This is a genomic window from Pseudomonas sp. QE6 (assembly GCF_041379005.1).
Taxonomy (GTDB): Bacteria; Pseudomonadota; Gammaproteobacteria; order Pseudomonadales; family Pseudomonadaceae; genus Pseudomonas.
Genome location: NZ_CP166873.1, coordinates 2320683 through 2341339, shown reverse-complemented (window position 1 = coordinate 2341339; position 20657 = coordinate 2320683). Strand labels below are relative to the sequence as shown.

Below are 20657 nucleotides of genomic sequence, written 5' to 3'. Positions count from 1 at the left end.
CGGGAGTCTTTTGTATGTCTGTATCCCGTCAGGGGGTGCGGATACAAAGGAATACATTTGCGGGGGGAGTTCGGTATTGAGGGTGTTCGCGGGCAAGCTCGCTCCCGCGATAAAGAAGGCGCAGTGCGAACCTGCAGGAGCGGACCTTGTCCGCGAAATCGTCCCGGCGCGTCAGCCACACTGGCCGGGGAAAAAGAAAAGGGCCGCGTCAGCGGCCCTCTCGCGGGCATGGCCCACGCTTGCAGCGATGCAGGCGGGATCAGCCCGCGCGCTTGGCAGCGATGGCGGTGACCTCGACCTTCATGCCCTCGACCGCCAGCTCGGAGATACCGACGGCGGCGCGCACCGGATAGGGCTTGCCGAAGAAGCTGCAGTACACCTCGTTGAAGGCGGCGCGGTCAGCCATGCTGGTCAGGTAGATGGTCAGGTGCAGGACGTGGTCCAGGCCGCTGCCGGCCTTTTCCAGCGCGACCTTCAGGCTGCGCAGGGTGGCTTCGCTCTGGGCCTTGATGTCGCCCAGCTCGAGGCTGCCGTCTTCCAGGGTGGGGATCTGCGTGGAGACCAGCAGGCCACCGAAACCGGCCACGTCGGAGGAAATGGATTCGGGGTCCGCGTCGGGAATGAAGAAGGGGCTGTCATTCTGCGCCATGGGAAACTCTCTGCTATCAGGGGCTATGAGCGGCGCCGTTCGGCCCGCCCGGGACGCGCAGCTTAGCCTCATCCCGTCTCCCACCGCCACGCCGACTGATGTTTCCCGCAACATCGCCATTCCCCTCGCTTTGTCATCCGTCAATACATCCATCGTATGAGCGAGTGATATTTCCCTCGAACTTCACAGAGGGATTATTACAATTCAGGACATAGACCTTTTCATATTCCGTTATTTAAAGCGGGCACTCTTTCGGCATTATTACGCTGGCTTTTTCCTGCCTGGAGCGGGCAGGAGAAAGTTGATCGCAACAATGTCAACGCAACTTCCTGCGACTTCCGCCGTGGTTGATCCATGACCGGATTCATTGTGCCTGCCTATAAAAATTCCGGCCCTCACGCGATTCAACGGGCCGGGTCTCCAAGACTCTAGGGGCAATATCCATGAAGCATCTCAAACGCAGCGCTATCGTGCTCGCCGTTTCCGCCGCCGCCAGCCAGTTCGCCGGCGCCGAACCCTTCGTCACCGACCAGGCCGATGCCAAGGGCTTCGTCGACGACGCCAAGTTCGACGTCCTGCTGCGCAACTACTATTACGACCACGACGGCAAGAACGGCTCCGGCGATAACCGTGACTGGACCCAGGGCATCCTCGCCAACTTCTCCTCCGGCTACACCCAGGGCACCGTCGGCTTCGGCGTGGACGCCTTCGGCTATCTGGGCCTCAAGCTCGACGCGGGCGGCGGCCGGACCGGCACCGGCAACCTGCCGGTGGACAATCATGGCGACCCCGAGGATGACTACGGCAAGGCGGGCGCCGCGCTGAAGATGCGTATCTCCAAGACCGAGCTGAAATTCGGCGACATGCAGCCGGTCGCGCCGGTCTTCGCCGCCGGCGGCAGCCGCCTGATTCCGCAGACCGCCTCGGGCTTCAACCTGCTGAGCAGCGAAATCGCAGGTCTTGACCTGGAAGCCGGGCACTTCACCGCCGGCACCAGCCCGATCACCACCAGCCACGACGGCGGCCTGTACGCGACCTACGCGAACGTCGAAGCCGACAGCGTGGACTATGTCGGCGGCAAGTACGCCATCACCGACAACCTGAACGCCTCGCTGTACGGCTCGGAATTCGAGGACATCTGGCGCCAGTACTACGCCAACGTGAACTACCTGCAGCCGCTGGGCAACGACCAGTCGCTGGGCCTGGACTTCAACATCTACCGCACCACCGATTACGGCCAGGCCAAGGCCGGCGAGATCAGCAACACCACCTGGTCGCTGGCCGCCGCCTACTCCTTCCTGCAGGCGCACACCGTCACCCTGGCCTTCCAGAAGGTCAACGGCGACACCCCGTTCGACTACGTCGGCTTCGGCGACAATGGCGCAGGCGCGGGCGGCGACTCGATCTTCCTCGCCAACTCCGTGCAGTTCTCCGACTTCAACGGTCCGGGCGAGCGCTCCTGGCAGGTGCGCTATGACCTGGCGATGGACACCTACGGTGTGCCGGGCCTGAGCTTCATGACCCGCTACATCAACGGCAGCAACATCGACGGCACCCATGCCGACCCGAACGGCCAGTATGTCGGCCTCTACGGCGAAGACGGCAAGCACCACGAGACTGACTTCGAAGCCAAGTACGTCGTACAGTCCGGCCCGGTGAAGGACATGTCGTTCCGCCTGCGCCAGGCGTTCCACCGTGCCAATGCCGACCAGGGCGAATCGGACAACAACGAACTTCGTCTGATCGTCGATTATCCGCTGTCGATCCTGTAATTCGACCGACAATCATCACGGGACAACTTTCGGACAATTCCGAGAGTTGTCCCGCTATTGATCCTGCATTATTGCACTGAGACAGAAAGTCTCTTCCCCGAAGCAGGGTTTATCCAAACCTTCGAACTTTCTAGAATTCCCGCCATCTCTCCCGCTTTCGATATCGCCATCGTCGATTATCGAAAGATGACTCCTGACGTTGATATTGTGATTGCTCCTTCAACGTCCTTCGAGCCGCTCCCCGGAGCGGCTTTTTTTTATGCCCGGCCATCACCGGCGCAATATAGGTTGAATCACACTCCAATAGCGGCGGTCAAAAGCAGTGACAGTCGCGGCCCCCCCAAATGCCCGCACTGCTGAAGGAGGCCACCTCATATGAGCGCGATGACTCTCGAAGGCTGGTGCAAGACCAGCGCCGACCAGAAACCCATTCCACTGGAGGACATCCACTTCTTCGTCAGCGACGCCGATCACCTGCGTCTGGAACAGGCCGAGGACTACCTGCAGAACAGCGGCAAGCGTGACGTCATGGTGGATGCCGACCTGGACAACCTCGACCTGAAGATGCCCGAAGGCTTTGGTCCGCTTTCCGATTGCCAATACCGCGTCTACCTGAGCCACAGTGACCAGCGCGGGCATTTCCACCTGGTGGGCCACCGGGCCAGCGATGGCAGCCTGATCTACACCAATGCCGTCCTGATCGACCAACTCCTGAGCTGAGCCCCCGGACCTGCTCGGCACGCAAGCGACCGGACCGCCACCGGCCGCCGTTTCACTCGTCGCCCCTGCCTCACGGGGAGATTGTGGGGTACGCCTGCGCCGTGATTTCATAGAGCCATCTGTCGGCCGCAAGACGGCGTCGTCCGCGCCGCCAGACGGGAACGCCCCCATTCTCCGGTGAGGAAGCAGTCATCCCATGCGGACTTCCACTGATCCTGAAGTACAGGAATACGGGCGATTCGACAGTCTCCTGCGCCTGACCCGCTACCGCTTCGGCGCGGTCGCCGCATTGCTGGCCGATGCCCATGGCCGCCTGCTCGGCTTCGATGGCCTGACGCACGAGGCGGCGCAGTCCTTTGCCACCCTGCTCTGCCTGAATGCCGCCTCGGCGCCCCTGCGCAGCCGCGAGGGCGACCTGCACCCGTTGGGTACCGCAGTCCTGCACACCGCCGATGGCACCACCCTGGGCTGGCTGTGCGTGCTGGACGACCAGCCGCGCACGCTGGACGCCGCGACGCGATGCGCACTGGACGATGCCGCGAGCATCGCCCAGGAACTGCTCGACCGCACAGACGAAAGCTGCCTGGCGCTGGCCATTGCCGGCAGCGGCACGGGGGTGTGGGACCGCCATGTCCCCACCGGCGAGATTCACTACTCCTCCGGCTGGAAGGCCCTGCTGGGCTATGCCGACAACGAGATCAGCAATCGCATCGACGATGCTTACCTGCGCGTGCATCCCGACGACCTCGGCTATGTCCAGGCGACCATCAGCGCACACTTCGAAGGCCGTACGCCGGCCTATGAAGTGGAGCACCGGCTGCGCCACAAGGCGGGCCACTACATCTGGGTCTGCAGCCGCGGCAAGGTCGTCGAGCGCGACGACGCCGGCCGCCCCCTGCGCATGATCGGCACCACCACCGACATCACCGCGCTGCGGGGCGTCTCGGAGCAGCTGCGACAGAACGTCGAGCTGCTCACCGACCTGACCGACGAAATTCCCGGCATGGTCTTCCAGTTCCGCCACCTGCCCGACGGCACCGGCACCTTCCCCTACGTCAGCGCCGGCGTCAGGGAAATCTTCGGCATGGGTCCCGAGCAGGTCAGCGGCAATTCGGCGATCCTGCGCACCCTGGTACACCCCGATGACCTGCCCGCCCTCCTCGCTTCGCTGGATGCCTCCGCGGCAACGCTGCGGCCATGGCGCTATGAGTTCCGCGTACTGCTGCCCGGGCGCGGCATGCTCTGGCGCCAGGGCAACGCTCAGCCCAAGCGCCTGGCCGATGGCAGCGTGATCTGGCATGGACTGTTCACCGACATCACCGAGCGCAAGCGCATCGAAGCCGAATTGCAGGTGCTGGCGACGACCGACTTCCTCACCCAGTTGCCCAACCGGCGCCACTTCATGCAGTTGATCGAGGCCGAACTGGGCCGTGTGCAGCGCGGACTCGTGCGCAGCGCGGCGATCCTGATGTGCGACCTGGACCACTTCAAATCCATCAATGATCGCTGGGGCCATGGCGTGGGCGACGAAGCGCTGCGCCATTTCGCCCGCATCCTCGGCCGCGCGATCCGCCGCATCGACTTCGCCGGACGCATGGGGGGCGAAGAATTCGCCGTGGTGCTGGGCGATGCGGATGTCGGCAGCGCCGAGGCCTTCGCCAAGCGCCTGCAGCAGCAACTGGACGACCAGCCGGTGCTGCTGGGCTGCGAGCGCATTCCGCTGAGCATCAGCATCGGCATCACGACCTTGCAGGGCAGCGATCTGTCCGCCGAGGCCGCCCTTTCGCGCAGCGATCGCGCGCTCTATTGCGCCAAGCAGAACGGACGCAACCGCATCGAGTGCGACTGAGCGGCAAGCCGCAAGGCAGAGCGCGCCGCTGGGGGCGTGCGGCGACCCGCCATGAAAAAATGTTCAGAATTTTTCACCATTATTGACATGCGTTTTAAATAATGGACTTTTTGCTTCGAATTGATATTTATAAAAATCATTTAAAAAACAATCAGTTAACAGGATTATTCGACAGAATTTCGGCTATTATTTTTGACGCCACTCGCCGAAATCGTTTGACATATTTAACGGCTCTGGCAGGCTGGTAGGCAGGTTTCGACCGGGAAATTTCGCCTTCTGTGCGTTCCCGGCAGTGCTCGGAACCTCAGGTAGCCCAGCTCAGAGCAGTGCGCCTGCACAAAAACGATGGGCTGCAGCCCGTCCAAAGGTGACATATGTCCAACAGCAACATTGGCAACAAGAAACAGACCCTCCGCAAACCCGTCGTCCTGATGTCCATGGGCAGCCAAGAGCGCAAAGGCCACGACTATCAGGTAATGACCCACAAATACATCGTGCCCCTGGTCGAACAGTCCGATTGCGTGCCGGTCCTGGTACCGACCTGCTGCGGCATCGAAGACCTCGAGCAGTACCTGGACATGGCCGACGGCGTGTACCTCACCGGTGCCGGCAGCAACATCGATCCGACGCTCTATGGCCAGGAAAACGAAACCCCCGGCAAGGGCCAGGACAAGGACCGCGACAACTTCGACATTCCGCTGATCAAGGCTGCCATTGCCCGTGGCCTACCGATCTTCGGCATCTGCCGCGGCATGCAGGAAATCAACGTGGCCCTGGGCGGCGATATCTACCAGAAGGTCTACGCCGAGCCCGGCTTCAACGACCATCGCGAGAATCCCGAAGACCCGGTCGACGTGCAGTACAGCCAGGTCCATGGCGTTCGCCCGACTCCGGGCAGCTGGCTGCAGCAGCTGCTGGGCGACGAGATCCGCGTGAACTCGCTGCACGGCCAGGGCCTGAAGAACCTGGGCAAGGGCATCGAAGCCATCGCCCATGCCGAAGACGGCCTGGTCGAGGCGATCCACGCCCCGAGCCTGTCGTCCTTCCTCTTCGCGGTGCAGTGGCACCCGGAGTGGCAAGCCGCGCAGAACCCCGACTCGGTGAAGATCTTCAAGGCCTTCGGCGACGCCTGCCGCCAGCAGGTCAAGAAGAAGCAGGCCCGCGCCCTCGCCGCCTGAGCTTCACTCGCGTCATGAAAAAGCCCGGCCTTGTGCCGGGCTTTTTCTTTGGCCCCCTCGTCATTCGCGCTGCGAATGGCGCACCCTGCACGCCCTTGAGGGCGCCTCGGGCTATCTTTGACGACCCGCGATTTCGCTTTCCGACAAAGGTGCAGCCATGAGCAACGACCTCTTCTCCCTGGCCGGCAAGACCGTGCTGATCACTGGCGCCTCCAGTGGCATCGGCGCCCACCTGGCGCGCGTCGCCGCCCGTGCCGGTGCGCAGGTGGTACTGGCGGCGCGGCGCACCGAGCGGCTGGCGCAACTGGCCGAGGCCATTCGCCAGGATGGCGGCGAAGCGTACCCGGTAGCGTTGGACGTGACCGACCGCACCAGCGTGGAAGCGGCCTTCGACAGTGCCGAAGCGCAGTTCGGGGTGGTCGACGTGGTGCTCAACAATGCCGGCATCGGCAACGGCAAGCGGGCGCTGGAGATCAGCGAGGACGATTGGCGCGCCATGCTCTCCACCAACCTCGATGGCGTCTGGCGCGTGGCCCAGTGCGCGGCGCAGCGCCTGGCCAAGGCCCAGCGCGGCGGCAGCATCGTCAACATCGCTTCCATCCTCGGCCTGCGCGTGGGTGGCGGCTACAGCCACTACTGCGCGGCCAAGGCCGGAGTGGTGCAGTTGAGCAAATCCCTGGCGCTGGAGCTGGCGCGCTACCAGGTGCGGGTCAACGCCATCGCGCCGGGCTACTTCAAGACGGAAATGAACGACACCTACTTCGACAGCGAGAAGGGCCAGGCCTATATCCGTGACATCGTGCCCATGCGCCGCCTGGGCCAGCTCCGCGAACTGGAAGGCCCCTTCCTGCTGCTGGCCAGCGACGCCGGCGCCTTCATGACCGGTGCCGTGCTGGCGGTGGATGGCGGGCACCTGGTGAGCAGCCTGTAACCCTTCGCCTGCCCGCCAGTCCCCAGCAAAGGCGGTCACTCGGCCAGTTCGCGCAGGCGCTGCTCCAGGAAGCGCCGCTCCGGCTCCTGGCGCACCAGCTCCAGGGCCCGGGTATAGGACGCGCGGGCCTCGTCGCGGCGGTCCAGGCGTCGGCACAGGTCGGCGCGGGCCGCGTGGGCCAGGTGGTAGTCCTGCAGCTCGCCACCGGCAAGAATGGCGTCCACCTGTTCGAGCCCCGCTTCCGGGCCGTCGCGCATGGCTAGCGCCACTGCGCGGTTGAGTTCGATCACCGGCGACGGCTGGATGCCCAGCAGGGCGTCGTACAGGCCGACGATCTCCGCCCAGTCGGTGCTGGCGAAATCGGGCGCCACCGCATGCACGGCGGAAATCGCCGCCTGCAGGGTATAGGGGCCGACCCGGCGGGTGGCCAGCGCCGCCACGATCAGTTGCCGGCCCTCGTCGATCAGTTCGCGGTTCCAGCAGCGGCGCTGCTGCTGTTCGAGCAGCACCATCTGCCCGTCCGGGCCGGTGCGCGCTTCGCGCCGCGATTCGTGCAGCAGCATCAGCGCCAGCAGCCCCATCACTTCCGCTTCCGGTAGCAGTTCGAGCAACTGGCGGCCCAGGCGGATGGCTTCCGCCGACAGGTCGGTGCGGGTCAGCGAATCGCCCGCAGAGGCCGAATAGCCTTCGTTGAACACCAGGTAGATCACCCGCAGCACGCTGGCCAGGCGCTCGGGCAACTCGGCGGCTTCCGGCACCTGGTAGGGGATCTGCGCATCGCGGATCTTCGCCTTGGCGCGGACGATGCGCTGGGCAATGGTGGACGGCGTGGCCAGATAGGCGCGGGCGATCTCCTCGGTCTTCAGGTCGCAGACCTCGCGCAGGGTCAGCGGTACCTGGGCGTCCGCCGGCAGCGCGGGGTGGCAGCAGGTGAAGATCAGGCGCAGGCGGTCGTCCTCGACGCTCTCGTCGGCCTGCTCCTCCACCGATTGCGTGTCGATCTCCAGTTGCTCGGCGATCTGCAGCAGCGAGGCGTCGAAGCGCGACCGGCGGCGCAGGCCGTCGATGGCCTTGAAGCGTCCGGCGGAGACCAGCCAGGCGCGCGGATTGGCCGGCACGCCATCGCGCCGCCACTGCTCCACGGCGGCGACGAAGGCTTCGTGCAGCGCCTCCTCGGCCAGATCGAAGTCCCCCAGCAGGCGGATCAGCGTGGCCAGCACGCGGCGCGACTCGCGGCGATAGACATCGTCCACCACATCGCGCAGGGCCTGGGGGGCGTAGTCATGCATGGCGGCCGGCGGTCCTTGGGGTGAGAAGGGTCTGCCTATCCTGCACGGGTTTTCGACGGTATGGGAAGCGGCCGGACGGGTGTGCACGGGAGAGGGTTGCAGGGTATTTCGTTGTGGCCGGCGAGGCGCCGCAGTCGGCCGACTGCCTTTCGCAGCAGCGAGCTTGCTCGCGAACCGCTTGAAGCCGGGTTTCAGGCGGGGTTCGCGAGCAAGCTCGCTACAAATGGGCACCGACGCCTCGGCTCCTGAAACGCTCAGGGCTTGGCGTCGAACAACAACTGCCCGGTCGCCGGATCGAACGGTATCGAGAAGTGCTCATGGGCGATCTTCCACTGCCCCTGCTCACGGCGCAGGCCGAGGGTGGCGCGCGCCCAGGCGGAGTTGTGCACGCCGTCCTTGTCGGTCCCGCCGCAATAGCAAAGGTAGTGGCCAAAGGCGATGTCACCTGCGGCCTCGAAACTCAGCTGGTGCATGTCGAAGCTGTGCTCGGTGCACATCTGCAGGCACTCGGCCCAGTGCCTGGTGTAGGCCTCCACGCCCCTGAACTGCAACTGTTTCACCGCATCGAAGGCGAGGATGTCGCGGCTGTAGTGGCCGGCGATGGCCTGTGCATCGCATGCGTGCACGGCGCTCAGCCAGCTTGCCAGCAGCGCATGCAGCTCGGCGTTGGCCTGGGTGTTTTCGGCAGCGCTCATGGTGTTGTCCTCCTCTCCGGGCCGGGTCAGGACGCACAGCAGCCGTGCGGCGTGGCGGGCTCGTCGTACTCGTCGTGGAAGCGCGTCCAGTTCATGCCCTTGCCTTCGTAGTCGGGCATGCCGCCCCAGCCCTCGCCACGCCCCAGCGGCGTGAGGTCGAGCAGGTGGTAGGTGAACAGCGGCGCTTCCAGCCCACGGCCGTAGGTCGAGTAGCTGTGGAACACCTGGTCGCCGTCGCGCAGGAACACGCTCATGCCCGGCTGCTCGCCCTGCACGTGGTAGCCCTGCCCCAGGCGTTCGAGCTCCGCCTTGTCACGATAGTTGTATTCCACCGGCGCGACCTGCTCGTCGATGGTGACGTGGAAGTCGTAGTTGAAATCGCTGCCGAACGAGGAATACCAGGGCAGGGTCCAGCCCATGCGCTCGCGGAACGGCGCGATCTCCTGCAGCGGCGCACGGGAGACCATGGCCAGGGTGGTGCCGCGCGCATGCAGATGTTCCAGCCGTCCCAGGTTGTCGATCAGGAAGGAGCAGCCCTCGCACCCCAGGGCTTTGTCGCGGTGGAACATGAAGTGGTAGACGATCAGTTGCGGGCGCCCTTCGAACAGGTCCACCAGCCGCGAAGTACCGCGAGGGCCTTCGAAGCGGTAATCCTTGTCGATGCGCACCACCGGCAACGCCCGGCGCACGGCGCTGAGCGCATCGCGGGCATGGGTGGCGGCCTTCTCCTGCTCCAGCAAGCGCTTGCGCGCCTGCAGCCATTCATCACGGGAGACCACACGGGGAAAAGCCTGGTTGGCGAGATTCATGCTGCACGCTCCTGGGACCGGCCCGGTTGCGGGTTGGGGCGTACGCGGCGTTGGCCACGCAGCCGGGTGATGGCGAACGCGCTGGCGCCGCCGGCACAGAGGACGCCGGACACCGCCAGCGTCAGGGTGGTAAGGCACAAGGGGCACATGGCGGACCTCCTCGACGGTTGCCCTGCTGGAAGACTCAGTCCTGCTCGCTGAGCCGCTTGAGGTTGGCCAGGCCCGCCTCGAAGTCCTTGCCGACCATGCTGTCCATGCTGAAGAACAGGTGCATGATCTTCGCCACGAAGGGCGTGGGGCCGAACATCGCCCAGGTCACGTCGGTGCCACCGTCACGCGGCAGCAGGGTGAACTCGGCGGTATTGCTGGCCTTGAACGGTTTGAGGAACTCCAGCGCGATGCTCACCCGCGTCGCCGGGGTACTCTCGATGATCTCCATGCGCCCCGCGCCGGCCTTGCTGTTGCCGGCCCAGGCGTACACCGCGCCGAGCCCCTTGTCCGCACCCGAGAAGTTGCGCTGCATGGACGGGTCGAGCTTCTCGAAGGGCGACCATTGCGGCCAGCGGTGGAAGTCCTCGATGTAGGCGTAGACCTTCTCCGGCGGCGCCTGGATGCGCACCGTGCGCTCCACACGGAAGCTGTCGGGACGACTCGCCGCCAGGACCAGCACCACGACCACGGCCAGAACCACGACCACTGCAATCCACTTCAACATGACATCCTCCTGATGGTGTCGATGGGCTCTTGCCCGGCAAAGTAACGGTCCCAGTCGCGGACCGGTCGAACCTCGACGCAGCCCAGCCGCCCCGACGGCAAGCGGCTGGCGATCTGCAACGCCTCGTTGAGATCGCGCGCCTCCAGCAGCACGAAGCCGCCCAGGTGTTCCTTGGTCTCGGCGAACGGCCCGTCGGTGATCACCAGGTCTCCACCGGCATGGCGCAGCGTGGTAGCGCTGGCCACCGGTTCCAGCGCCTGCGCCGCCAGCAACTGGCCGTTCTCGCGCAGCCGCGCCTCGTTGCAGCGGCATTCGTCGATCACCTGGCGGAACACCGGCCCCGGCAACTGGGCGATGCGGCTGTCGTCCACGTAGATCAGGCAGAGGTATTTCATGCTCGACTCCCGCTATGGCGACTGCGTTCTATCTCTAGTCGAAGCGCGGCAATGGAAATCGACAGCAGCAGGAAAATTTTTTCGCCAGGGATTCAAACGCTGAGCTCGAAGCTCATGCATGGTCGGGAGGAGCTCTGGAGTCGTCCGTTTCCGTAGGAGTGGACCTTGTCCGCGAAGGCTGACCACATGCACTTATGCTGCAGGATGAACACCCGTAGGGCGAATAACGCGCAGCGTTATCCGCCTTTGTAGGGGAACGCCGGAGCATCCGTGCATCCTGCGAAGAGCGCCAGTTTCCAGGCCGCACGCCAGCGACCCTCAGCGATCCAGCAGCCCGCTCGCCCGCTGCACCCGCCTTTCCGTCGCCTGCTCCAGCACCTGCCAGCCGCGTCCGGCGCTGGCCAGGGTGAACCAGCGGCGGGCACGGGTGATGCCGGTGTAGACCAGCTCGCGGGTGAGGATCGGGTTGAGGCTGTCGGGCAGCAGCAACGCGGCGTGGGTGAATTCCGAGCCCTGCGACTTGTGCACCGTCATGGCGAATACGGTCTCCACCGCCTGCAGGCGGCTGGGCAGGATCCAGCGAATCGCATCACTGCCGTCGCCCGCCGGGAAGGCCACGCGCGGCGCCCAGCGCACGCTGCCGTCGTCCGCCGGCTGGGGCAGCGCCAGGGTGATGCCGATGTCGCCGTTCATCAGCCCCAGGCCGTAGTCGTTGCGCGTCACCAGCACCGGGCGGCCGAGGAACCAGACCTGCGTCGAGGGGATCAGCCCTTCGCTGTGCAGCATTCCAGTGATCAGGGTGTTGAGCCCTTCGACGCCCCAGGGACCACGCCGCAAGGCGCAGAGCAGCTGGAACTGCCCATGGGCCTCCAGCACCTGCCGGGCCCATTCGTCCAGCGCCGCCTGGTCAGCATTCTCGGCTGGCCGCCTGGCCGCCAGCACGCTCAGGTAATGGCGGTAGCCGACCGGTCCGAACAGATCGCCGCCACGTCCGCCGTCCACCACCAGGTCGCGCAGGCTGCGGGTGTCCTGGGCGTCGACGGCGATGCGGGTCAGGTCTTCGTGGCGCGCCTTCCATACCTCGCGCAGGGCCGGGATATCGCCGGCGTTCACGGCCTCCGCCAACTGGCCGATGCCGCTGCCCGCGCTGAAGCGGTGGCTGTGGCGGAGCATGGCCACGGCCTGGTCGAGTTCGCTGCCCTGCTCGTCCAGCAACGCCGCATCGATGGGCTCTCCCGTCACTGCTTCCAGCCAGTCGCGAGTGGCCGGGCGGTAGTGACCTTCGCGGGCGCGGCTGCACAGTTCGCCGAGTACCGCGCCGGCTTCCACCGAGGCCAACTGGTCCTTGTCGCCGAGCAGGATCAGCCGTGCGCGCGGTGGCAGGGCGGCGAGCAGCGAGGCCATCATCTCCAGATCGACCATCGAGGCTTCGTCCACCACCAGCAGCTCCAACGCCAACGGGTTGCCGGCGTGATGGCGGAACTGACGACTGTCCGGGCGGCTGCCGAGCAGGCGGTGCAGCGTGGTGACTTCGGTGGGAATCGCCTCGCGCGCGGCCTCGCCATTGGGCAGGCCGTCGAGCTGCAGGCGCTGCACGGCGCCGGCGATGGATTCATTCAGGCGCGCAGCCGCCTTGCCAGTGGGTGCCGCGAGACGGATGCGCAATGGCCGCCCGCCCTCCCCCAGCGCCAGGCTTTGCAACAGCGCCAGCAACTTGACCACGGTGGTGGTCTTGCCGGTGCCGGGGCCGCCGGTGACGATGCCGAAGGCATTCCCCGCCACCAGCGCACAGGCCAGTTTCTGCCAGTCCGCTGGAGCGCCGGCCTTCTTCGGGAACAACGCATCCAGCGCCTGGCGCAACGGCGCGGCGGGCAAGCCGGCACGCAAGGCTTCGCCCTGGCGCAGGCGCTGGTCGATGCCGGCGCGCACCGCGCATTCGTATTGCCAGTAGCGCCGCAGGTACAGGCGCCGGCCGACCCGCACCAACGGCGTATCGCCGGCGCCCTCGCCGATCAGGCGCGGGTCGTTCAGCTCCGCCTGCCAGGCGTCCAGCGTCGTGCTGTCGAGCAGTACGCCGGGCAGCTCGGGCGCGTCCTTCGCGGAGTCACCCTCCGGCGGCAGCGACAGCGCGAAACGGCTGTCGGCCAGGGTCGCAGCAAGGTCCAGGCAGACATGCCCGCGACCGAGCTGGTGGCTGGCCAGCGCGGCGGCCAGGATCAACAGCGGATGCGCATCCGGTGCCCGCTCCACCAGGAAGGCGGCGAAGGCGCGGTCGAGCTCGCGCAGCCAGCCGCGCTCGGCCCAGCGGCCGATCAGTTCGAGCATTTCACCGGCGGTGTTCAGCGGCGCAGTCATGCCGGAATCTCCTCATCGACCGCGCGGAACAAGCGGTCCAGTTCCTCCATCAGGGCCTTGGCCGGGCGCTCCAGGTACATGCCCTGGGTCGCCGACTGGCTGCCGCGCAGGAACAGGTAGATCGCGCCGCCAACATGCCGCTCGTAGTCGTAGTCCGGCAGGCGTGCCTGCAGCAGGCGGTGCAGGGCGAACAGGTAGAGCGCGTACTGCAGGTCGTAGCGGTGCTCCAGCAGCGCTTCGCGCAGGGCCGGCTCGGTGTAGGCCTCGTCGTCGGCGCCGAGCCAGTTGGATTTGTAGTCGGCGACGTAGTAGCGGCCTTGGTGTTCGAACACCAGGTCGATGAAGCCCTTGAGCATGCCGTTGAGCTGGTTGGCCTGCAGCGCCGGCCGCGCCGCGCCGCCGAGGGTATGGCGGGTGACGATGCGGTCCAGGCGCTGGCTGTCCACCTGGCGGGTGGCGAACCAGAACTCCATTTCCTTCTGGTAGCTGGAGAGCCCGGCAAGGCTGACCGGAGTGGCATCGGGCAGGCGGAACTCGGTGTGCAGCAACTGCGTCAGCCAGCCATGCAGGGGCTCGATCCAGGCTTCCCAGCCGCGCACCTGGCAACGCCGCGCCAATTGATCGCGCAATTGCTGCGGGTCGCAGGCGCCGAAGCCTTCGTCGGCCGCCCACTCCAGCAGACCATGGAGGAAGCTGCCGGGGTTGGCCCCTCGGGGGAAGGCGTGCAGGCTGAACGGCGCCGGCACGGCATCGGCTTCGCGGGCTTCCTCCAGGCTGCTTTCACGCAGCAGGTCTTCGTCTGCGCTGGTGGGCTCGTCCGCCGCCGGCGCGGGTGCGGGTGACTCGATGTCCTCGTCGCCGGCCAGGTTCGCCAGCGCGGAGTAGCTGGCGATCCACCACTTCTCCGCCACCCGTCGGCGCGGCTCGCGGGCCGCGCCCAGTTCGCCGGCCTGCGGGCCGACGAACAGTTGCAGGTCGGCAAGGGGCGCCGCTTCCAGAACGATCTCGCGGTGGCCGGCCTGCAATTCGCCCAGGCGCGTGGCGAGGTCTTCCACGCCCAGCGCATTGCCGCCACCGAGCAGGTAGCCGATCGCGCCCTTGTGCAGTTCCGGGCTCTTGCTGTTGCTCATCACCAGCGGCGCCACGCCCAGCCACACGGCGTGGCAGGCACGGGTCAGGGCCACGTAGAGCAGGCGCATGTCCTCGCTCAGGCGTTCGTCGTTGGCCTGTTGATAAGCCGCCTTGGCCAGTTCCTTGTCGCGGGACAGCTCCACCACCCGCGCCTCCCCTGCCTGGAAGCTCGGCGGCGTGCCGCTCTTGCCATCCAGCTCGCGCCAGCTGCAGATGAAGGGCAGCAGCACCAGCGGATACTCCAGGCCCTTGGACTTGTGGATGGTCACCACCTTGATCAGGTCGGCGTCGCTTTCCAGACGAAGGATTTCTTCGCTGGAGGGGCTTTCCAGCTGCTCCGCCAGCACGCGCAGCAGCGCGTGTTCGCCGTCGAGCTCCACTGCCTCGCGTTGCAGCCACTCGGCCAGGTGCAGCAGGTTGGTCAGGCTGCGCTCGCCGTCGATCTGCCGCAGCAGGCGCGCCGGCAAGGCGAAGTCGGCGAGCAGGCGACGCAGCATCGGCAGCACGCCCTGCTGCTGCCAGAGCACGCGGTAGTCGCGGAAGCGCAGCACCATGTCTTCCCAGAAGCGCTCGTCCTGGTTCAACCGTTCCAGGGTTGCCCAGTCCAGCGCCAGGCTGCGGGTGGCCAGGGCGATGCGCAGGGTACCGTCATTACCGGGGTCGGCGCAGGCGCGCAGCCAGTGCAGCAGGTCCACCGCTTCGGGGCTGTCGAACACCGAGTCGCGGTCGGACAGGTACACGCTGGCCAGCCGGCGTGCGGCCAGCTCGCTCCGGATCGCCTCGGCCTCGCTGCGGCCCCGCACCAGGATGGCGATGTCCGCCGGGCGCAGTGCGCGCCAGTGGCCATCGGCCTTGCGGAAGCCGCTCTGCGCCGAACTCAACCAGCGCTGGATGGCGCTGGCGCTGCGCGCGGCCATCTCCTGGCGGTAGACAGTCGAGCCGCAGACCTGGCCGTCGTTGTCCAACTGCCAGAAGGTCATGGCCGGCGCTTCGCCACCTTCCAGCAGCAGGGTTTCGTCACGCCCACGGGCGCCGACTTCGAGGAAGGGTACGGGGTTGTCCTGCCCCTGCTGCGCAAAACGGAAGGCGCCGCGCGGATGCGCCTCGGCGAACTGGAAGCAGCGGTTGGCCGCCGCCACCATGGCGCGCGTGGAGCGGAAGTTGGTGCCCAGGGTGTAGTGACGCCCGGCGGTGGCGGAGCGGGCGCGCAGGTAGGTGTGGATGTCGGCGCCACGGAAGGCGTAGATCGCCTGCTTGGGGTCGCCGATCATGAAAAGACCGAGGCTGCGCGGGTTCTCTGCGATGCGGTAGACGCGCTCGAAGATGCGATACTGCAGCGGGTCGGTGTCCTGGAATTCGTCGATCAGCGCCACCGGGAACTGCTCGCGGATGCGCTCGGCCAGGCGCTCACCGCCGCTGCCGGCCAACGCGCGGTCGAGGCGCACCAGCAGGTCGTCGAAGCCCAGTTCGGCACGCTTCTGCTTCTCCGCCTCCAGGCTCTGGCGCACTTCGCCCAGGGCATGCAGCAGGAGCTGCGGGGCGATCTCCGGACGCTGCTCGGCGCGCTCGCACCAGGCGTCGATGGCCTGCAATGCCGGGTGTTCCGGCACCACGGCCTTGGCCTTCACCTTGATTCGCGTCTGGCCGAACCTGGCCAGGTTGTCCGGTGCGTCGGCGCCTTCGCTCCAGGCGTCCAACGCCTCGATCCAGCCGCCGAAGATGGCGTCGTCGTCCTTGCCGCGATAGCTGTTGCCGTTGAGGTCACCGCGCAGGTTGCGCAGCAGTTCGGCGAGATTCGCCCGGTCCGCGGCCCAGGCTTCGCGCGCGCGGGTCTGGGCGGCCTCGAGTTCCTCGTACCAGTGGCCGGTGGACTCCAGCAACTCGCCCAGCGAGGTCGGCGCATCGAGCGGCTGGTCGCCGTAGCGGAAGCCCGCCTCCTGCGCCGCCAGCAGCGGCTGCAAGGCGCGCATCAGTGCCTCCGGGCCGGCGTAGCAATGGCGCACGGCATTGGCGGCGGCCACGCCCAGGGGATAGAAATTGCGCCGCCAGTAATCGCGTACCGCTTCGGCGAGCAGTTCGCTCTGGTCGGCGGCCAGGTCCTGGGTGAACAGGCTGCCGCTGTCAAAGGCATGCTCGCGCAGCATGCGGTAGCACCAGCTGTGGATGGTGGAGACGGCGGCCTCGTCCATCCATTCGGCGGCCAGGCGCAGCAGACGCGCGCAGCCCGGCCAGCGCTCGACGGGATAGCTGTCGCGCAGCGTCCGCAGCAGGCCGTCGTGCTCGCCCTCGGGCTCGGCGAAGCAGTGCGCGGCTTCACCCAGGCGCGCGCGGATACGTTCGCGCAACTCCTGGGTCGCGGCTTCGGTGAAGGTCACCACGAGGACCTCCGGCGGACTCAGCGGCCGGCCGAAGGCCTGTTCGCCGCCGTGGTCGAGCACCAGGCGCACGTAGAGCAAGGCGATGGTGAAGGTCTTGCCGGTGCCGGCGCTGGCCTCGATCAGCCGGCTGCCGTGCAGCGGGAAGCTCAGCGGGTCGAGCGCTTGCGAACCTGAATCGACGGCGCTCATGCGGCCTCCTCCTTGCGCTGCAGCAATTCGAACAGGGGCCCGTAGAGCGACTCGGCCCAGGCGGCGAATTCTCCGCTGGCCTCGAGGCTGTCGAAGTCCGGGTAGACCCGCGCCAGCGCCGGCGAGGACGCCGCCTCGCCAGCGAGATTGAAGCCGCCGTCGTAGCGCTTGGCGGCTTCACGCCTGGCGCGGTCGGCATCCTCGCCGGCCGCCAGCCAGGCGAAGGCGGTCTTGCAGGCCACCGGCAGCGGCCGGCTCATGCCCTGGAACCATGCGTCCATCAGGCTGTTCAGTTCGGCGCGCGCCTGCTCGGCGGGCAGCGGCGGGAATTCGAGGGTGCCGGTCAGGCCGACCAGCACGCTGGTTACCGGCTCGCCGCACAGTTGCAGCGCGAGATGGCGCACCCACGGGCGCACCAGGCCATGCCATTTGTAGCCCTTGCCTTCGTGGAGCTTGCCGCTGACCAGTTGCAGGCTGGCGAGCTGGCCATCGGCATTGCGGCGCAGGCCGCCGAGCCAGTCGGCCAGCTCGATGCCGGCATGCCCATGGTTGAGTTCGCGCTGCTCCTCTTCAACCTGCGACCAGTGCTCGAGCTGCTCGCGGTAGCGCGCCAGCAGGTCCTGCAGCGGCGCCACCAGCGACTGGGCGGAAAACTCGCCGAAGGCCGCCAGCGGCAGGCGGCCTTCGCGGCGCAAGCGCTCCACCTGCCCGGTCAGCTGCGAATCCAGCTGCTCGGCCTGCCAATGCTGCTCCACCCAGGGACGCAGGCGCTCGCACAGTTCGAACTGCAGCTGCCAGACGTCCAGGCCGTTGAGCTCGAAGGGCTCCTCGTCCTGGCCGGTGAGCTGCTCCTCGGCGAAGCGCACCTTGAGGCGCTGGACGAAGAAGGCGCCCACCGGGTTGGCAATGAAATCGGACAGCGTGCGCAAGCCGATCGGCGCATCGAGGCCCAGCGGCGGCAACGGCGCGTCATCCGTTTCGGCATCCTGTTCGCGGTGCACGTCGCGCCATTCGCGGGCGTAGGTGTAGAGGCCGTCGACACCCCGGCCCGGCGCCTGGGCGAAGTAGGCGCGGCTGAAGGGTTGCAGCGGATGTTCCAGGGTCAGGCCGTGCAGCAGGTCGCCGCCATCGGCGCGCCGCCAGCCATCGGCGAGGTGGTCGCGCAACTGGCCGATCAGCACCGACGGCGGGCGGTCAGTGTTATCGCGAATGCTCCGGCCAACCCAGCTGACGTAGAGCTGGCGGCGGGCCGAGAGCAGCGCTTCGAGCAACAGGTAGCGGTCGTCCTCGCGACGCGAACGGTCGCCGGGGCGGTAGTCGTTGCGCATCAGGTCGAAGTCCAGCGGCGATTGTGGGCGCGGGTAGTCGCCGTCGTTCATGCCCAGCAGGCAGACCAGCTGGAAGGGAATCGCGCGCATCGGCATCAGGGTGCAGAAGCTTACCGCGCCGGCCAGGAAGCGCTGGTTCAGGCCGCCCGCGTCCAGGCCGCCGAGCCAGGCCTCGCGCACCACCGAGAGCGGCAATGGGTCGCTGAAGCCGGCGTGCTGGCAGATTTCCAGCCAGCGTTCGAGCAGGTCCAGCAATTGCTGGCGCAGCAGTTCGTCGTGATCGTCGGTCACCCGGAAGAAGGCGTCGAGCAGCCCGCGCAGGCGCTCCACCCACTGCTGCGGCGCGGCCTCTTCGGCGAGGGTGAAGCAGGCCTGTTCCAGGGCGCCGAGCAGCCCCGCGAGCGGGCCGAGCGCGGCGGCATCCAGCCCGCCGATTTCCGCGTAGGGCTGGATGCCCTGGAAGGCCTCGCCCTCGCCCACCGCGAAGCCGAGCAGCATGCGCCGCAAGCCGAAGCGCCAGCTGTTGGCTTCGGCGGCGGCGGGCAGGCCGAGGCGTTCGCGCTGCTGGCCGTCGAGCCCCCAGCGCACGCCGGCACCGTCGATCCAGCGGCGCAGCAGCGGCAGGTCGGCATCGGTCAGGCCGAAGCGCTCACGCAGGGCGGCCACGTCCAGCAGGTCGAGGACTTCGCTCACCGCGAAGCGGCTGTCGGGCAGCCGCAGCAGGTGCTCCAGCGCCACCAGCAGCGGCTCGCGGCCACGCTGGCCCTGGTCGGCCAGGGTGTAGGGAATGAAGCGTTTGTCATCGCGCGGCAACTGGCCGAATACGGCTTCGATGTGCGGCGCGTAGGGGTTGATGTCCGGCACCATGACGATCACGTCGCGCGGGCGCAGCGTGGGGTCGGCGTCGAAGCGGGCGAGCAGCTGGTCGTGGAGGATTTCCACCTCGCGCTGTGCGCTGTGGGCGACGTGGAAGCGGATCGAGTCGTCGGCCTGCGGGTCGACCGCCGGCCAGTGCCCGCGGCTTTCGGCCAGCGGGCGCAGTTCGAGAATGTCGTCCTGCAACTGGCCGAGCAGGTTGCGCGGCTCGTCCTCGCTGAACAGGTCGATGCGCCCGTTGCTCACCGCTCCCAGACGCGCACGATAGCTGTCCGGGTCGTCGTACTGGTCGAGCAGGTTGATGTAGTCGCGGCCCTGCTTGCCCCAGGCGGCTAGCAGCGGCTGGGCGTACTGGTGCTGCTGGTCGTCGGAGAGCAGCTCCGGCGTGCCGGCGCGGCGACGCTGGCGGCGGTACTCGTGGCGCAGCAGGTCCTTGTCGGCGACGATGTCGGCCCAGTGGTGACGGCAGGGGTTGTGCACGCAGAGCAGCACCTGGGCGTGGCGCGCCAGCACGGCGAGGGCTTCGACGGTCTGCGCCGGCATGGCAGAGATGCCGAACACCACGATGCGGCGCGGCAAGCCCGGCAAAGGATTCTCGGCGGACTTCAGCTTCTGGATGAAACGCCCGTGCACGCCGGCACGGCTGGTGGCCAGGCCTTCGGGGCCGACGTCATCGAGCAGCGCGCGCCACAGCGCGGCCTGCCAGCGATTGTCGGCTTCCAGCTCCTTCAGGGTGCCGTTGGCCAGGCGCAACTGGTCGACGCCACGGCTCCAGTCTTCCAGCCAGTCGGCGCGGTAGACCTGGTACTGGTCGAACAGGTCGGCCAGGCGCTCGGCCAGTTGATAGCGCTTGCGCAGGTCGGCGTCGTCGGCGAGAAAGCGCTGCAGGGCGGCGAACTCTTCCCGCTCCAGCAGGGTCGGCAGCAGGCGCATCAGGCGCCAGGTCAGCGGGCCCTTGTCGAGCACCGAGACCTCGGGAATCTCGTCGCGCCCCAGGGCCGCGCGATAGGCGCGCCAGAGGAATTGCGCGGGCAGTTGCACATCGAGCGCGGCGGTCACGCCACAGCCGCCCTCTTCCACGTCGCGTCCCAGCGCCAGCTTCAGCCACTGGGCGATGCCGTTGCTCTGCACCAGGATGACTTCGTTCTCCAGCGGCGCCAGCGGATGCAGGCTCATCCACTGCACCAGCAGGTCGCGCAGCGCTTCCGGATGGTTGCCGTGGATCACCATCAGGCCGGGGGTCAGTCGCTGCTCGCTCATCGTCTCTCCTGGTTCGGACGGACGTCGTTCGGACGCCGCGTGGAATGCACCGCATTTCACCAAAAAGCGTGAGCCGGAGCAGCCTTTTTCCCTCTTGCTTCAGCGATTTTCGTCACCGCCTGGAAATGGCGGATTGTC

The 20657-nt window shown here is 67.0% G+C and carries 15 protein-coding genes; 5 read left to right on the top strand and 10 right to left on the bottom strand.

The window, feature by feature from the left end; genetic code table 11:
• Nucleotides 1–259: 259 nt before the first annotated feature.
• On the bottom strand, nt 260–649 hold the full coding sequence (locus ACAW63_RS10750) for a RidA family protein (protein ID WP_275610465.1): 390 nt from the start codon (nt 647–649) through the stop codon (nt 260–262).
• 443 nt (nt 650–1092) lie between these two features.
• Between ACAW63_RS10750 and ACAW63_RS10745 the strand changes: the two genes are divergently transcribed.
• The 5 genes from ACAW63_RS10745 to ACAW63_RS10725 all read left to right on the top strand — a co-directional run bounded on the left by ACAW63_RS10745 (nt 1093) and on the right by ACAW63_RS10725 (nt 7099).
• Nucleotides 1093–2421: an OprD family porin gene (locus ACAW63_RS10745; protein WP_371233563.1), complete on the top strand. Its 1329-nt coding sequence runs from the start codon at nt 1093–1095 to the stop codon at nt 2419–2421.
• 375 nt (nt 2422–2796) lie between these two features.
• Nucleotides 2797–3141 (top strand): hypothetical protein, encoded by a 345-nt coding sequence (locus ACAW63_RS10740; RefSeq protein ID WP_275610463.1) that lies wholly within the window; start codon nt 2797–2799, stop codon nt 3139–3141.
• 196 nt (nt 3142–3337) lie between these two features.
• A complete protein-coding gene (locus tag ACAW63_RS10735) occupies nt 3338–4990 on the top strand; it encodes a diguanylate cyclase (RefSeq protein ID WP_371233561.1) in 1653 nt (550 codons plus the stop codon).
• 374 nt (nt 4991–5364) lie between these two features.
• Nucleotides 5365–6168 (top strand): gamma-glutamyl-gamma-aminobutyrate hydrolase family protein, encoded by an 804-nt coding sequence (locus tag ACAW63_RS10730; RefSeq protein WP_371233560.1) that lies wholly within the window; start codon nt 5365–5367, stop codon nt 6166–6168.
• A gap of 157 nt (nt 6169–6325) precedes the next feature.
• Nucleotides 6326–7099 carry an SDR family NAD(P)-dependent oxidoreductase gene (locus ACAW63_RS10725; protein ID WP_371233558.1) on the top strand — a complete coding sequence of 258 codons (774 nt, stop codon included), beginning with the start codon at nt 6326–6328 and terminating at the stop codon, nt 7097–7099.
• A gap of 35 nt (nt 7100–7134) precedes the next feature.
• Here the strand turns inward: ACAW63_RS10725 and ACAW63_RS10720 are convergent, their stop codons facing one another.
• From ACAW63_RS10720 to recC, 9 genes are all read right to left on the bottom strand, one after another.
• The gene (locus ACAW63_RS10720; protein ID WP_371233556.1) at nt 7135–8388 is read right to left on the bottom strand and encodes an RNA polymerase sigma factor; all 1254 of its coding nucleotides are present in this window, start codon (nt 8386–8388) and stop codon (nt 7135–7137) included.
• Nucleotides 8389–8642: 254 nt separating this feature from the next.
• On the bottom strand, nt 8643–9083 hold the full coding sequence (locus ACAW63_RS10715; protein ID WP_371233554.1) for a nuclear transport factor 2 family protein: 441 nt from the start codon (nt 9081–9083) through the stop codon (nt 8643–8645).
• 26 nt (nt 9084–9109) lie between these two features.
• Nucleotides 9110–9892 (bottom strand): DUF899 domain-containing protein, encoded by a 783-nt coding sequence (locus tag ACAW63_RS10710; RefSeq protein ID WP_371233553.1) that lies wholly within the window; start codon nt 9890–9892, stop codon nt 9110–9112.
• Complete coding sequence (locus tag ACAW63_RS10705) at nt 9889–10041, bottom strand: hypothetical protein (protein ID WP_371233552.1); 153 nt, start codon at nt 10039–10041, stop codon at nt 9889–9891. Before ACAW63_RS10705 ends, ACAW63_RS10710 begins: the two co-directional genes overlap by 4 nt.
• A gap of 35 nt (nt 10042–10076) precedes the next feature.
• Nucleotides 10077–10607: an SRPBCC family protein gene (locus tag ACAW63_RS10700; RefSeq protein ID WP_371233551.1), complete on the bottom strand. Its 531-nt coding sequence runs from the start codon at nt 10605–10607 to the stop codon at nt 10077–10079.
• The gene (locus tag ACAW63_RS10695) at nt 10601–11002 is read right to left on the bottom strand and encodes a YciI family protein (RefSeq protein ID WP_371233549.1); all 402 of its coding nucleotides are present in this window, start codon (nt 11000–11002) and stop codon (nt 10601–10603) included. Before ACAW63_RS10695 ends, ACAW63_RS10700 begins: the two co-directional genes overlap by 7 nt.
• 318 nt (nt 11003–11320) lie before the next feature.
• A complete protein-coding gene (recD, locus tag ACAW63_RS10690) occupies nt 11321–13357 on the bottom strand; it encodes an exodeoxyribonuclease V subunit alpha (protein WP_371233547.1) in 2037 nt (678 codons plus the stop codon).
• Nucleotides 13354–17055 (bottom strand): exodeoxyribonuclease V subunit beta, encoded by a 3702-nt coding sequence (gene recB, locus ACAW63_RS10685; protein ID WP_371233545.1) that lies wholly within the window; start codon nt 17053–17055, stop codon nt 13354–13356. The genes recD and recB overlap by 4 nt, the downstream gene beginning before the upstream one ends.
• Entirely contained in the window at nt 17052–20519 is a 3468-nt protein-coding gene (recC, locus tag ACAW63_RS10680) for an exodeoxyribonuclease V subunit gamma (protein WP_371233543.1), read from the bottom strand. The genes recB and recC overlap by 4 nt, the downstream gene beginning before the upstream one ends.
• Between the last annotated feature and the right edge of the window lie 138 nt (nt 20520–20657).